Raw genomic sequence first — 13,153 nt, 5'->3', positions numbered from 1 at the left:
AGCGATCTCCAAACACCGCGCGAAAGGCGACATCGACCGCACCAACCATCGAGCAGAGATCACCGTGATCGTGCTGACAGCAGCAGGCTTGACAACAGACCCCAAACCCTAACTACGCGGCATTGGGACTAACGCTCCAGGATCGCGGTGACGCCCTGGCCGCCTGCGGCGCAGATGGAGATCAGGCCGCGGCCGGATCCCTTGCGTGCCAGCAGTTTGGCCAGGGTGGCCACGATCCGGCCGCCGGTGGCGGCGAAGGGGTGGCCCGCGGCCAGTGAGGAGCCGTTGACGTTGAGTCTGGTCCGGTCGATCTCGCCGAGCGGGGCGTCCAGGCCGAGCTTCTCCTTGCAGAAGGCGGGGTCGGTCCAGGCTTTGAGGGTGGCCAGGACCTGGGAGGCGAATGCCTCGTGGATCTCGTAGTAGTCGAAGTCCTGCAGGGCGAGGCCGGCGCGGGCGAGCATCCGGGGGACCGCGTAGGCCGGGGCCATCAGCAGGCCCTCGCCGCCGTGCACGAAGTCGACCGCGGCGGTCTCGCACTGGGTGAGGTAGGCCAGCGGGGTCAGCCGGTGCGCGGCCGCCCACTCCGCACTGGCCAGCAGCACCGTGCTGGCGCCGTCGGAGAGCGGGGTGGAGTTGGCCGCGGTCATGGTGGCGTCCTCGCCCTTGCCGAAGACCGGCTTGAGTTTGGCCAGCTTCTCCAGGCTGGAGTCGGCGCGCAGGTTCTGGTCGCGTTCCAGGCCCTGGAACGGGGTGAGCAGGTCGTCGAAGAAACCGGCGTCGTAGGCGCGGGCCAGGTTCTGGTGACTGGCCACGGTCAGCTCGTCCTGTGCCTCGCGGCTGATCTCCCACTCCTTGGCGGTGATCGCCGCGTGGTCGCCCATGGACAGGCCGGTGCGGGGTTCGCCGTTGCGCGGGATGTCCGGGACGATGTGCGTCGGGCGCAGCCTGGTCAGCAGGCGCAGCCGCTTGCCGAGGCTCTTGGCGCGGTTGAGGTCGAGCAGCACCTGGCGGAAGTCCTCGTTGACGCCGATCGGGGCGTCGCTGGTGGTGTCCACGCCACCGGCCACGCCGACCTCGATCTGCCCGAGCGCGATCTTGTTGGCCACCAGGATAACCGCCTCCAGGCCGGTGCCGCAGGCCTGTTGCACGTCGTAGGCGGGGGTTTCCGGGGCGAGCCTGCTGCCCAGCACGGTCTCCCTGGTCAGGTTGAAGTCCCGGCTGTGCTTGAGCACCGCGCCCGCGACCACCTCGCCCAGCCGCTCGCCCTGCAGGCCGAACCGGCTGACCAGACCGTCCAGCGCGGCGGTGAGCATGTCCTGGTTGGATGCCCTGGCGTAGGGGCCGTTGGAACGGGCGAAGGGGATCCGGTTGCCACCCAGGACCGCCACTCGTCGCGTGCTCGCGGACATCGCGCCTCCTCGCCGGGATCTCTGGCTGCTAGCCTAGCGAGGATAACCTACTGACGAGTAGTCTTACTGGCGAGTAGGGAGTGTCACATGACCGATCGGTACCAGAAGCTGGCGCGCTCCGCGGTGGGCCGCACGCTGGTCAAACGGCTCGGCCTGCCCAATCCCGCCAAGCTGCGCCGGTACCAGCCGGGCCAGCCGGTGGTCGAGGCTCCGGTGCTGTTCGGCTCGGCACCGAAGGGGCGGCTCGGTGAGGCGGTGCTGGATCTGCTCAAGGCGGTCGAGGCCACCGTGCTGACCAGTGCGGCCGAGGCCGATCCGGAGCAGCGCTACGGCGCGCTGGTCTTCGACGCCACCGGCATCGAGCGCAGCGAGGACCTGCGTGAGCTGTACCGGTTCTTCCACCCGGTGATCCGCCAACTCGGCGGCAATGGCCGGGTGATCGTGCTGGGTACTCCCCCCGAGCTGGTCGACTCGCCGCGGCAGTCGGTGGCGCAGCGCGCGCTGGAGGGCTTCACCCGCGCGGTGGGCAAGGAGGTCCAGCGTGGCGGGACCGCGCAGCTGGTCTACGTGGCCCCCGGCGCCGAGGGCAATCTGGCCGCCACGCTGCGGTTCTTCCTCTCCGCCCGCTCCGCCTACGTCTCCGGGCAGGTGGTCCGGATCGGGACCGCGCCGGTGGTCGAGCCCGCGGACTGGGACAAGCCCCTGGCCGGCAAGGTCGCGCTGGTCACCGGGGCCGCGCGCGGGATCGGCGAGGCCATCGCCGAGGTGCTGGCCAGGGACGGCGCGCACGTGGTGTGCCTGGACATCCCGGCCGCGGGCGAGGACCTGTCCAAGGTGGCCAACCGGGTCAATGGCACCACCGTCCAGCTCGACATCACCAGCGCGGAGGCCCCCGCGACGCTGGCCGCGCACCTGAGCGAACGGCACGGCGGGGTGGACATCGTGGTGCACAACGCGGGCATCACCAGGGACAAGACGCTGGGCCGGATGGACGACGCGCGCTGGGACTCCGCCATCGACGTCAACCTCTCCGCACAGGAGCGGATCAACGAGGTGCTGTTGCGAGACAACGTGATCCACGACGGCGGGCGGCTGATCGGGCTGTCCTCGATCAGCGGGGTCGCGGGCAACTTCGGCCAGACCAACTACTCCACCTCCAAGGCGGGGGTGATCGGCGTGGTGCAGGCGCTGGCCCCGGCGCTGCGCGAGCGCGGCATCACGGTCAACGCGGTCGCGCCCGGGTTCATCGAGACCCGGCTGACCTCCGCGATCCCGTTGTTCACCAGGGAAGCGGGCCGCCGGATGAACAGCCTGGCCCAGGGCGGGCTGCCGATCGACGTCGCCGAGACCATCGCGTGGTTCGCCGGCCCTGGTGCGGGCGGGGCGACCGGGAACGTGGTGCGGGTCTGCGGCCAGAGCCTGCTCGGAGCCTGAGATGTCCACAGTGGAGGTTCAGGAACTGGACCGCGCGCCCGGACTCGGGCTGCTCTATCCCAAGGCCGTGCTGACCGGATTCACCCGCGGTGGCAAGGAATTACCGGGCACCGGGTACCTGCGCCGCGCGGTGCAGGTGGACCGGACGCAGCTGGCCCAGTACAGCCGGGTGTGCGGGTTCGGGCTCACCGACACGCTGCCGGTGACCTATCCGCACATCCTCGCCTTCCCGATGGCGGTCAAGCTGATGACCGCGCCCGGGTTCCCGTTCCCGCTGGTCGGGCTGGTGCACATCGGCAACCGGATCCACCAGCTGCGCCCGGTGCGGGCCGGGGAGCCGCTGGATCTGCGGGTGTGGGCGCAGAACCTGGGTGCGCACGACCGGGGCCGTCAGTTCGAGGTGGTCAGCGAGGCGTCGGTGGGCGAGGAGGTGGTCTGGCGGGAGGTCAGCACCTACCTGCGGCGGGAGAAGTCCAGTGGCGGCAAGGAATCCCGGCCGGAGACGCCGGAACTGGCCGAGCCCGCGGCGTTGTGGCGGGTGCCCGCCGACATCGGGCGGCGCTACGCCAAGGTCTCCGGTGACAGCAACCCGATCCACCTGTACCCGTTGAGCGCCAGGCTGTTCGGCTTCCCCCGGCACATCGCGCACGGCATGTGGAGCAAGGCCCGCTGCCTGGCCGCGTTCGAGGGACGGCTGCCCGATGCCTACACCGCCGAGGTGAGCTTCAAGCTGCCGATCCTGTTGCCCGGCAAGGTCGCCTTCCGCACCGAACACATCGGCGCGGGCTGGGCGTTCGACCTGCGGGCGGCCAAGGACGGCCGCCCGCATCTGGCCGGAACCATCAGTTAACGCAAGGATTCCAGGGCCTTCGACGCGCCGGGGTGCATCGGGATCGGGTCGATCACGGTCGCCTTGTGCACGTCGATGTCCTTGGCCGCCGGGTGCACCTTGGCCAGGTCGTCCTTCTTGTCATAGATCAGCTTGGTGATCGCGCAGGCGTTGCCCGCCGGGAAGTCCTCGCGCACCAGCAGCACGTTCGGGATCACCACGGTGGGCACCTCGGCCGGGGTGCGGTAGGTGGCCGCCGGGATCTTGGCCTGGTCGTAGACCGGGTTGATCTGCTTGAGCTTGCCCAGCAACCCGGTCACGTCGACGAATCTGGCCCGGTCCTTCAACGTGGTGGTGAGGTCGGTGATCTGCGCGGTGGGCAGGCCGCCGACCCAGACCAGGCCGTCGATGGTGCCGTCCTTCATGCCGTCCACGGTCTTGGTCAGGTCCAGCCGCTGGGCCTGCACATCGCTGTCCGGATTCAGCCCGGCCGCCTGCAGCAGCCGGTTGGCGATCACCTCGGTGCCCGAGCGCGGCGAACCGGTGGAGATCCGCTTGCCGCGCATGTCGGTGATCGAGTTGATGCCTGAGTCGGCGCGCACCAGCACGTGCACGTAGTTGAGGTGGATCCGGGTCAGCGCCTGCACCTTCTGCGGCTTGCCGTTGAAGGAGTCCCGCCCGGCCACCGCGTCCGCGGCGGTGTCGGCCAGGGAGAAGGCGATGTCGTAGTCGCCGGCGACGAGTTGCTGGATGTTCTGCACCGAGGCGCCGGTCTCCGCGGCGGTGGCCTTGAGCTTGCTGTTGCCGCTGATCACCTGGGCCAGGCCGCCGCCGAGCACGTAGTACACGCCGCCCGCGTTGCCGGTGGCCAGGGTGACCCGGCCTTCACTGGCCTCGCACGGCGCGGCGCCGGCGTTGGTCGCCGGGGTGTCCCGTTGTTTGCCGCCACAGCCCGCGGCGAGCAGGCTCAGTGCGGCGACGGCGACGAGAACTCTGGTTAATCGCATCGGTGCTTCCCTCATGTTGTCCCCACAGGTTCGCGTTTGCGCGTCACGACATGCAGCACCACCGCCGCCGCGAACACCGCGAGGCCTGCGGTGATCGTCCACGGCTGCAGGTAGAGCAGGAGCAGCGCGGCCAGCACGCACAGCGCGCGCTCCGGCCAGCGTGCCGGGCCGAACAACCAGCCGCCGGTGCTGATCGCCAGTGCGGCCACACCGAGCACGGACACCCCGAACACCCACAGCACCTCGACCCAGGACCGCTGCAACAGCAACGCGGTGCCGGATTCGGTGAGCACGAAGGCGATCGGCACCAGGAAGGCGGGCAGGGTGTACTTCCAGGTCTGCCACATGGTGCGCATGACCGAGCCGCCGGTGATCGCGGCCGCGGCCACCGAGGCCAGCGCGGTCGGCGGGGTCACCTCGGAGAGCACCGCGTAGTAGAACAGGAACATCGCCCGCGCCGGGTCGGAGACGCCGAGTTCGGCCAGGGCCGGGCCGAGCACCACCCAGGCGATGATGAACGAGGCGGTCACCGGCACCGCCAGGCCGAGGATGCTGACCGCGATCGCGGCGAACAGCACGGTCAGCAGCAGCACCAGAGTGGAGTTGTCAGTGAGGAACCGGGCTGCTGAGACAAGTCCGGAGGAGAGTTCTTGACCCAGGCCGGTCTTGGTGATGGTGGAGGTGATCACCCCGGCCGCCGCGCAGACCGCGATCACCGGCAGCGCGCTGCGCACCCCGGTGGACAGCGCGGTGAACATGTCCAGCGCCCAGCTCCGCGGCCAACCGTCCTGTGTGGACAGAACCCGCTGGATGAGCGCGAACAGCGCGGCCAGTCCGGTGGCGTAGACCACCGCGGAGAAGGCCGGGATGCCCAGGGCCAGGAACAGCACGATGATGCCCAGCGAGGCGAAGTGGTAGCCGCCGGTGAGCAGCAGCCGCCACGGGCTGGGCGTGTCCACCTCGACCGCCTTGGCGCCGAAACGGCGGGCGTCGGCCTCCACCGCGAGCACGATGCCCAGGTAGTAGAGCACCGTGGGCAGACAGGCCCACAGCAGCACGTCCAGGTAGGGCACCCGCAGGTATTCGGCGATGATGAACGCGGCCGCGCCCAGCGTGGGCGGGGACAGGATCGCGCCGATCCCGGAGGCGGCCAGCAGCCCGCCCGCGTTCTCCTTGGGATAGCCGGCCTTGCGCAGGATCGGCCAGGTGACCGCGCCCAGGCTGACCGTGGTCGCGGTGCCCGAACCGGAGACGGTGCCGAGCAGGAAGCCCGACAGCGCGGTGGTGCGGCCGGGCGCGGTGGGCGAGTTCTTGAAGCTGGCGAAGCTGATGTCGACGAAGAACTTGCCCGCGCCGGAGACGTCCAGCATCGCGCCGTAGATGGTGAACAGCACGATGTAGGTGGCGGCCACGTCCAGCGGGGTGCCGTAGAAGCCGCTGGCGTCGTTGTAGAGGGCGTTGACGATCTGCTCGAAGTCGATGCCGGAGTGCGCGATCAGCCAGCCCGGCGGCAGGAACCCGCCGTAGTAGGCGTGCGCGAGGAAGAGCAGGCAGACCGCGGGCAGCACCAGGCCGGTGGTGCGCCGGGTGGCCTCCAGGATCAGCACCAGCAGCACCGCGCCCGCGATGACGTCCATCGTGGACAGTGAGCCCTGCCGGTCCAGGAAGCCGTTGAAGCCGGTGACCACCGGGTAGAGCCCGGTGGCCAGGGACAACGCGGCCAGCACCCAGTCAATCGGATGCGGATCGTCCGCGCCGGTTCGTCGTTTCAGCGCGGGGCGGTAGACCAGGAAGACCAGCGGCAGGGTCAGCCCGAGGAAGACGATCAGGTAGAACTGGCTGCCCGCGCTGAACGGGAAGAACACCTGGCGCAGCACCAGGAGCGCGATCGCGAACGTCGCCACCGCGATACCGAGGTCCCACCGCCTGCTCAGCCGCCGGGACGGGCGTTCCTCGTCCTGTTCGGCCACCAGCTCATCGACCGCGGTCACCCCCGGGACGCTACCTGTGCCGGAGGTCACAATTGAAGACACAAGTTGCCGCGGGCTGAAATACCTGGCGTTCACCACGCGGTTCACCGGGGTTGGCCCTACGGTGGCCGGCACGACGCCATCCCGGGTGAAGGTGGCCCTTACTGAACGAGGAGGTCAGCACGATGTCTCATCCGTTACGGGCACTCCGGCTCGCCGGCGTCGCCGCCATGGCGCTCGCCGTGCTGGGCAGCAGCACCCTGGCAGCCGCCCCTGCCACCGCCCTGGAGGTGAACATCGACCTGTCATTCGGCAAGAAGCCGGAGAAGTTGCTGGTGGTGGGCCACCGCGGGGCTTCGGGCTACCGCCCGGAGCACACCCTGGCCTCCTACGAGCTGGCCGCTCGGATGGGCGCGGACTACATCGAGCCGGACCTGGTCTCGACCAAGGACGGCGTGCTGGTGGCCCGGCACGAGAACGAGATCAGCGGCACCACCGACGTGGCCGCGCGCCCGGAGTTCGCCGCGCGCAAGGCGACCAAGGTGATCGACGGCACCAGCCTGACCGGCTGGTTCACCGAGGACTTCACCCTGGCCGAGCTGAAGACGCTGCGGGCCAAGGAGCGCATCCCGCAGTTCCGGCCGAACAACGTGATCTACGACGGCCGGTTCCAGGTGCCCACCTTCCAGGAGGTGCTGGACCTGCGCGCCCGGCTGTCCCTTGAGCTGCGGCGGGACATCGGGGTCTACCCGGAGACCAAGCACCCCACCTACTTCCGCACGATCAAGCTCCCGCTGGAGCCCGCGCTGGTGCGCACGCTGACCAAGAACGGGCTGAACCACCGCTCCGCCAAGGTGTTCGTGCAGTCCTTCGAGGTGGGCAATCTCAAGGCACTCAGCCGTGAGCTGCGGGTGCCGCTGATCCAGCTGCTGGACTCCGAAGGCGCGCCGTATGACTTCATCGCGTCCGGGGACAAGCGCACCTACGCCGATCTGGTGACCCCCAAGGGCCTCAAGGAGATCTCCGGGTACGCCGCGGGCATCGGGCCGTACAAGGAGATGGTGATCCCGCGCGGTGCGGACGGGAACCTGACCACGCCGACCCAGCTGGTGCCGGAGGCGCACAAGGCCGGGCTGAAGGTGCACCCGTACACCTTCCGCAGCGAGAACAACTTCCTGCCGCCGAACATGCGGCTGCCGGGGGCGCCCTCGGTGCACGGCAACGCTTTCGCCGAGTACGAGGCGTACTTCAAGGCCGGGGTGGACGGCGTGTTCGCCGACAACCCGGACACCGCGATCGAGGCGCGCAGCACGTTCAAGCGCTGACCGACGACAGCGGCGCCGCTCGGTTCACCAGGCCGAGCGGCGCCGCTGCCTTTTTCTCACCCCCGGCTCAGTCCCACTCTTGGGCGAGCAGGCCACGGGCGGCGAGTTCGGAGCGGACCCCTTCGCCGAACCAGTAGGCCTCCTCCAGATGCGGGTAGCCGGACAGGATGAACTCGGACACGCCCAGCGCGTGGTACTCCTCGATCCGGTCGGCGACCTCGCGGTGGCTGCCCACCAGCGCGGTGCCCGCGCCGCCGCGGACCAGGCCGATCCCGGCCCACAGGTTCGGCGCGATCTCCAGGCCGTCCCGGTTTCCGTTGTGCAGGGCCACCATCCGCTGCTGCCCGACCGACTGACTGGCGGAAAGGTGTTGCTGCGCCTTGGCCACCGCCGCCGGGTCGAGTGCGTCGAGCAGCCGCCGGGCCTCGGCCCAGGCGTCCTTGGCGGAGTCCCGGGTGATGGTGTGCAACCGGATGCCGAACCGCAGCTCACGGCCCTGCGCCGCGGCGAGTTCGCGCACCCGGCCGATCTTCTCGGCCACCGCGGCCGGAGGCTCGCCCCAGGTCAGGTAGACGTCGGCGCGTCTGGCCGCCACCGGCAGCGCGGCCTCGGAGGACCCGCCGAAGTAGACCGTCGGCAGCGGGTCCGGCGGGGCCAGCAGGGTCGCGCCCTCGGTGCGGTAATAGGCACCCTCGTGATCCACCGGCTTGCCGTCCCAGATCGCGCGCACCAGGGCCAGGAACTCATCCGTGCGGGCGTAGCGCTCGTCGTGGCCCAGCCAGTCGCCGAACCGGCGCTGTTCCACGGTGTCCCCGCCGGTGACCACGTTGAGCAGCAACCGCCCGCCGGAGATGCGCTGGTAGGTCGCGGCCAGCTGCGCGGCCAGCGTCGGGGACAGCACGCCGGGCCGGAAGGCGACCAGGAACTTGAGCCTGCGGGTCTCCCGGATCAGCGCGGCCGTGGTCAGCCAGGCGTCCTCGCACCAGGTGCCGGTCGGGGTGAGCACACCGGTGAAGCCGAGCTTCTCCGCGGCGTGCGCGATCTGGGCCAGGTAGTCGATATCGGGCGGCCGGTGCGCCGGTGTGCCGCTGTCGGTGGCGTTGTGGAAGCGGTCCAGCACGGTGCGGCCGTCGCCCGCGGTGGGCAGGAACCAGTGCAGTGTGACGCTCATTCCGGTCCCCTCACTTCAGCGCGGTCTGGATGTCGGCGTCGAACCGGGTGTCCACGAACTCGGCGAAGTTCACCTTGCCTGGCAACACCTTCGCCGCGGTGAAGGCATCCGCCAGCTCCTGCTCGGACTGGATCACCCCGGCGTCCAGCGGCACGTACAGGTCGACCCCTCGGGCCACCGCGGCGCTGGCCACCGGCAGTGACAGCCCGGTCTCCTCGGCCCAGGTCTTCGCGCGTTCCGGGCGGTGCGCGTCCGACCAGCGCTGTGCCTTGGCCAGCCGGGACAGGTAGTCCTTGATCGCGCCGGTCTTGCGGCTGTCGGTGAGCGCGGCCCGGCTGGCCACCTGGAAGCTGTAGCCGTTGGCCACGCCCGCGCCGTCCACCAGCACTCGCGCCTTGGCCTCCAGCAGCGCCTGGGAGGTGTAGGGATCCCAGACCGCCCAGGCATCCACCCGCTTCTGGGTGAAGGCCGCGTAGGCCTCGGCCGGGGCCAGGAACACCGGTTTGACGTCGCTGAGCCGAAGTCCGGCGCGCTGCAGCACGAGCAGCAGCGAGCCGTGCGCGGAACTGCCCTTGGCCACCGCGATCTGCTTGCCGCGCAACGAGCCCGCGTCGGTCAGCGGGGAGCCGTCCGGCACCAGGATGGCGTCGCTGCTGGCATCGCCCTGGGCCGCGGCCACCACGGTGATCTTCGCGTTGGCCGCGGCGGCGAAGATCGGTGGGGTGTTGCCGACCCCGCCGAGGTCGATGGCACTGGCCGAGGCCGCCTCCAGTAGCGGCGGACCGCTGGTGAAGGTGGACCACTCGATCTTGTACGGCAGGTCCTTGAGCAGCCCGGCCGAACTCAGCAGCGACTGCGAGTTGCCCTTTTGGTCGCCGACCTTGAGCACCAGCTCGCCGGGTTCGGCCGCGCCCGGCGCGCACCCCGAGAGCAGCAGGGCCGAGACGAGCACCCCGGCCAGCCGGGTTCGCTTGTCCCGCAACAGGGTCAGCCAGTCATCGCGCCAGTTCATGATCGATCACTCCCAGGTCGGCGAGCACCAGCTCGCGCAGGTGTGCGAGGTCGGCGCCCTCGGTCCGGTGCTCGGCGATGATCCGCCCGTCGGCGAGCACCAGGATCCGGTCGGCCAGGCGCAGTGCCTCGTCGATGTCGTGGGTGACCAGCAGCACCGAGGGCCGGTGCGCCAGCCACAACTCCCGCACCAGGCGGTGCATGGCCAGCCGGGTCAGCGCGTCCAGCGCGCCGAAGGGCTCGTCCAGCAACAGCAGCTCCGGCTCCCGGACCAGTGCGCGGGCCAGCGAAACCCGTTGCGCCTCACCGCCGGAGAGGGTCAGCGGCCACGCGTCGGCGTGTCCGGTGAGCCCGACCTCGGCCAGTGCCTTGGCGGCCACCGCGGCCGCGTCCGGACGGCGCAATCCGAGGGAGACGTTCTGCCCGACCTTGCGCCAGGGCAGCAGCCGCGGTTCCTGGAAGGCCACCGACACCGTGCCTGGCACGCCCGCCTCGCCGGTGTAGCCGGTGTCCAGCCCGGCCAGCACCCGCAGCAGGGTGGACTTGCCGGAACCGCTGCGCCCCAGCAGTCCCACGAACTCCCCCGGCGCGATGTCCAGGTCGAGGTCGTCCAGCACCACCCGCTCGCCGAAGACCTTCCGCAGTCCGCGAACGGTCAGTGCACCGTGGTCACGCTGTGCCGCCATGCCAGTGCCCTCCTCTCCAGTTCCCGCACCAGCGCGTCGGTGCCCAGGCCGAGCAACGCGTAGACCAGCAGCCCCACCACGATCACGTCGGTGCGCAGGAACTCCCTGGCGTTGTTGATCAGGTAGCCGAGGCCGGCCTCGGCGTTGACCTGCTCGCCGATCACCAGTGACAGCCAGGCCACGCTCAGCCCCTGGCGCAGCCCGACCATGGTCTGCGGCAGCGCCGAGGGCAGCACCACGTGCTGGATCCGCTCCCAGCGGGTGTAGCCGAGCACCGTGGTGGCCTCGATCAGCCGCTGGTCCACGCCGCGGATCCCGGCGTGCGTGTTGAGGTAGATCGGGAAGGTCACGCCGAGCGCGACCAGCGCGATCTTGGGCGCCTCGCCGATGCCGAACCACAGGATCAGCAACGGGATCAGCCCGAGGAAGGGCAGCGTGCGCAGCATCTGCACCGGCGGGTCCAGCAGTGCGTCCCCCCACCGGGACAGCCCGGCGAGCAGGCCGAGGCCCAGTCCGGCGCACAACCCGATGGCGAAGCCGAGCACAACCCGTTGCAGGGACACGGCGAAGGCGGTCAGCAGCTCGCCGCTGACCACGAGTTCGACCGCGGAACTCAGCACGGTCAGCGGGGCGGCGAGTTTGTCCGGTGGCAGCAGACCGGTCGTGCTGGCCAGTTGCCACAGCAGCACGATCGCCACCGGGCTCAGCCAACGGCGTGGCCGTGTTTTGTCCACAGTGGACAGAGACATGAAGGGGCTCCCGGACGCGGGGAGAACAAGGGCAGGCGAGGGCGGACGGCGAAGGCCGTCAGAAGTCAGTGCGGGAGGGAAAAGCTCAGCGACAACAGAGGGCGCTGGCGTGCCGTCGCAGATCGACGTGCTGCAGCCGCGCAACAAGCTCCGTGCGCTGGGTCATGAAAAAGAGCCTGACCGCCCAGCCGTGATCATGTCAACGGCGGGCGGTCAGGCTCCCAGTGTCCGGGATTGTTTGCTCAGGGGGTCATCTCGTGCCGCACGATGGTCTGGTCGCGGCCGGGGCCGACGCCGATGGCCGACATGCGGGCGCCGGAGAGTTCCTCCAGACGCTCCACATAGGACCGTGCGTTGGCAGGCAGCTCCTCGAAGGTGCGGCAGTGGCTGATGTCCTCGAACCAGCCTGGCAGCTCCTCGTAGACCGGCTTGGCGTGGTGCACGTCGGTCTGGGTCATCGGCATCTCGTCCACCCGCTGGCCGTCGACCTCGTAGGCCACGCAGACCGGGATGGTGTCGTGCCCGGAGAGCACGTCCAGCTTGGTCAGGAAGTAGTCGGTGATGCCGTTGACCCTGGCGGCGTAGCGGGCGATCACCGCGTCGAACCAGCCGGTGCGCCGGGAACGGCCGGTGGTCACACCGAACTCGCCGCCGGTCTTGCGCAGCCGCTCACCCATCTCGTCGTGCAGCTCGGTCGGGAACGGACCGGAGCCCACGCGGGTGGTGTAGGCCTTGAGGATGCCGATCACCGTAGTGATCCGGGTGGGGCCGATGCCCGAGCCGACCGCGGCGCCGCCGGAGGTCGGATTCGAGGAGGTGACGAACGGGTAGGTGCCGTGGTCGACGTCGAGCAGGGTGCCCTGCGAGCCCTCCAGCAGCACCGTCTCGCCGCGTTCCAGGGCCTGGTTGAGCAGCAGGCGGGTGTCGGCGATGCGGTGAGCGAACTTGGCGCCGTGCTCCAGCACGCTGTCCACCACCTGGTTCGCGTCCAGGCCGCGCCGGTTGTAGACCTTGACCAGCACCTGGTTCTTGAAGTCCAGCGCGGCCTCGACCTTCTGCCGCAGGATCTTCTCATCCAGCAGGTCCTGCACCCGGACGCCGACGCGGGCCAGCTTGTCCTGGTAGGCCGGGCCGATGCCGCGGCCGGTGGTGCCGATCTTGGCCTTGCCCAGGTAGCGCTCGGTCACCCGGTCGATGGCCACGTGGTACGGCATGATCAGGTGCGCGTCCGCGGAGATCAGCAGGCCGGAGGTGTCGACCTTGCGGTCCTCCAGCCCGGACAGCTCCTCCAGCAGCACACCAGGGTCGACCACGACACCGTTGCCGATGACGTTGGTGACGCCTGGGGTGAGGATGCCCGAGGGGATGAGGTGCAGGGCGAAGTCCTGGCCGTCGGGCAGCACCACGGTGTGACCCGCGTTGTTGCCGCCCTGGTATCGGACGACCCATTGGACGCGCTCACCGAGCAGGTCGGTGGCCTTGCCCTTGCCTTCATCGCCCCACTGGGCGCCGATCAGGACGATGGCAGGCATTGGAAACTCCCCGAGGTCCGGCTTCTGACA

Annotated in this window: 11 protein-coding genes; 3 read left to right on the top strand and 8 right to left on the bottom strand. The window is 69.9% G+C overall.

Features of this window, described 5'->3' with window-relative positions; all coding sequences use genetic code 11:
- Positions 1 to 128: 128 nt before the first annotated feature.
- Positions 129 to 1,409, bottom strand: a complete 1,281-nt coding sequence (locus tag ACTOWY_RS27090; RefSeq protein ID WP_441312458.1) for an acetyl-CoA C-acetyltransferase — start codon at positions 1,407 to 1,409, stop codon at positions 129 to 131.
- A gap of 87 nt (positions 1,410 to 1,496) precedes the next feature.
- Here ACTOWY_RS27090 and ACTOWY_RS27085 point away from each other — a divergent pair, with 87 nt between their 5' ends.
- On the top strand, positions 1,497 to 2,843 hold the full coding sequence (locus tag ACTOWY_RS27085) for a 3-oxoacyl-ACP reductase (protein WP_441312457.1): 1,347 nt from the start codon (positions 1,497 to 1,499) through the stop codon (positions 2,841 to 2,843).
- A 10-nt stretch (positions 2,844 to 2,853) separates the two neighbouring features.
- Positions 2,854 to 3,693 carry a MaoC/PaaZ C-terminal domain-containing protein gene (locus ACTOWY_RS27080; protein WP_441312467.1) on the top strand — a complete coding sequence of 280 codons (840 nt, stop codon included), beginning with the start codon at positions 2,854 to 2,856 and terminating at the stop codon, positions 3,691 to 3,693.
- Here ACTOWY_RS27080 and ACTOWY_RS27075 read toward each other — a convergent pair.
- Both ACTOWY_RS27075 and ACTOWY_RS27070 read right to left on the bottom strand, forming a co-directional pair.
- Positions 3,690 to 4,679, bottom strand: a complete 990-nt coding sequence (locus ACTOWY_RS27075; RefSeq protein ID WP_441312456.1) for a TAXI family TRAP transporter solute-binding subunit — start codon at positions 4,677 to 4,679, stop codon at positions 3,690 to 3,692. The genes ACTOWY_RS27080 and ACTOWY_RS27075 overlap by 4 nt on opposite strands.
- A gap of 11 nt (positions 4,680 to 4,690) precedes the next feature.
- Positions 4,691 to 6,670 (bottom strand): TRAP transporter permease, encoded by a 1,980-nt coding sequence (locus ACTOWY_RS27070; protein ID WP_441312455.1) that lies wholly within the window; start codon positions 6,668 to 6,670, stop codon positions 4,691 to 4,693.
- Between the two features lie 164 nt (positions 6,671 to 6,834).
- Here ACTOWY_RS27070 and ACTOWY_RS27065 point away from each other — a divergent pair, with 164 nt between their 5' ends.
- Positions 6,835 to 7,974 carry a glycerophosphodiester phosphodiesterase gene (locus tag ACTOWY_RS27065; protein WP_441312454.1) on the top strand — a complete coding sequence of 380 codons (1,140 nt, stop codon included), beginning with the start codon at positions 6,835 to 6,837 and terminating at the stop codon, positions 7,972 to 7,974.
- 67 nt (positions 7,975 to 8,041) lie between these two features.
- On the opposite strand, the gene ACTOWY_RS27060 is transcribed toward ACTOWY_RS27065, so the two are convergent.
- From ACTOWY_RS27060 to ACTOWY_RS27040, 5 genes are all read right to left on the bottom strand, one after another.
- Complete coding sequence (locus ACTOWY_RS27060; protein ID WP_441312453.1) at positions 8,042 to 9,145, bottom strand: LLM class flavin-dependent oxidoreductase; 1,104 nt, start codon at positions 9,143 to 9,145, stop codon at positions 8,042 to 8,044.
- 10 nt (positions 9,146 to 9,155) lie between these two features.
- Positions 9,156 to 10,157, bottom strand: a complete 1,002-nt coding sequence (locus ACTOWY_RS27055; protein ID WP_441312452.1) for an ABC transporter substrate-binding protein — start codon at positions 10,155 to 10,157, stop codon at positions 9,156 to 9,158.
- The gene (locus ACTOWY_RS27050; protein ID WP_441312451.1) at positions 10,141 to 10,842 is read right to left on the bottom strand and encodes an ABC transporter ATP-binding protein; all 702 of its coding nucleotides are present in this window, start codon (positions 10,840 to 10,842) and stop codon (positions 10,141 to 10,143) included. Before ACTOWY_RS27050 ends, ACTOWY_RS27055 begins: the two co-directional genes overlap by 17 nt.
- Positions 10,812 to 11,591 carry an ABC transporter permease gene (locus tag ACTOWY_RS27045; RefSeq protein ID WP_441312450.1) on the bottom strand — a complete coding sequence of 260 codons (780 nt, stop codon included), beginning with the start codon at positions 11,589 to 11,591 and terminating at the stop codon, positions 10,812 to 10,814. The genes ACTOWY_RS27050 and ACTOWY_RS27045 overlap by 31 nt, the downstream gene beginning before the upstream one ends.
- A gap of 242 nt (positions 11,592 to 11,833) precedes the next feature.
- Positions 11,834 to 13,123: an adenylosuccinate synthase gene (locus tag ACTOWY_RS27040; protein ID WP_247755166.1), complete on the bottom strand. Its 1,290-nt coding sequence runs from the start codon at positions 13,121 to 13,123 to the stop codon at positions 11,834 to 11,836.
- Positions 13,124 to 13,153 lie beyond the last annotated feature (30 nt).

The sequence above is a fragment of the Crossiella sp. CA198 genome, from assembly GCF_052078295.1.
Lineage (GTDB): Bacteria > Actinomycetota > Actinomycetes > Mycobacteriales > Pseudonocardiaceae > Crossiella.
The sequence above is the reverse complement of the archived record's forward strand: the minus strand, read 5'-3'. Positions and strand labels throughout refer to the sequence as shown.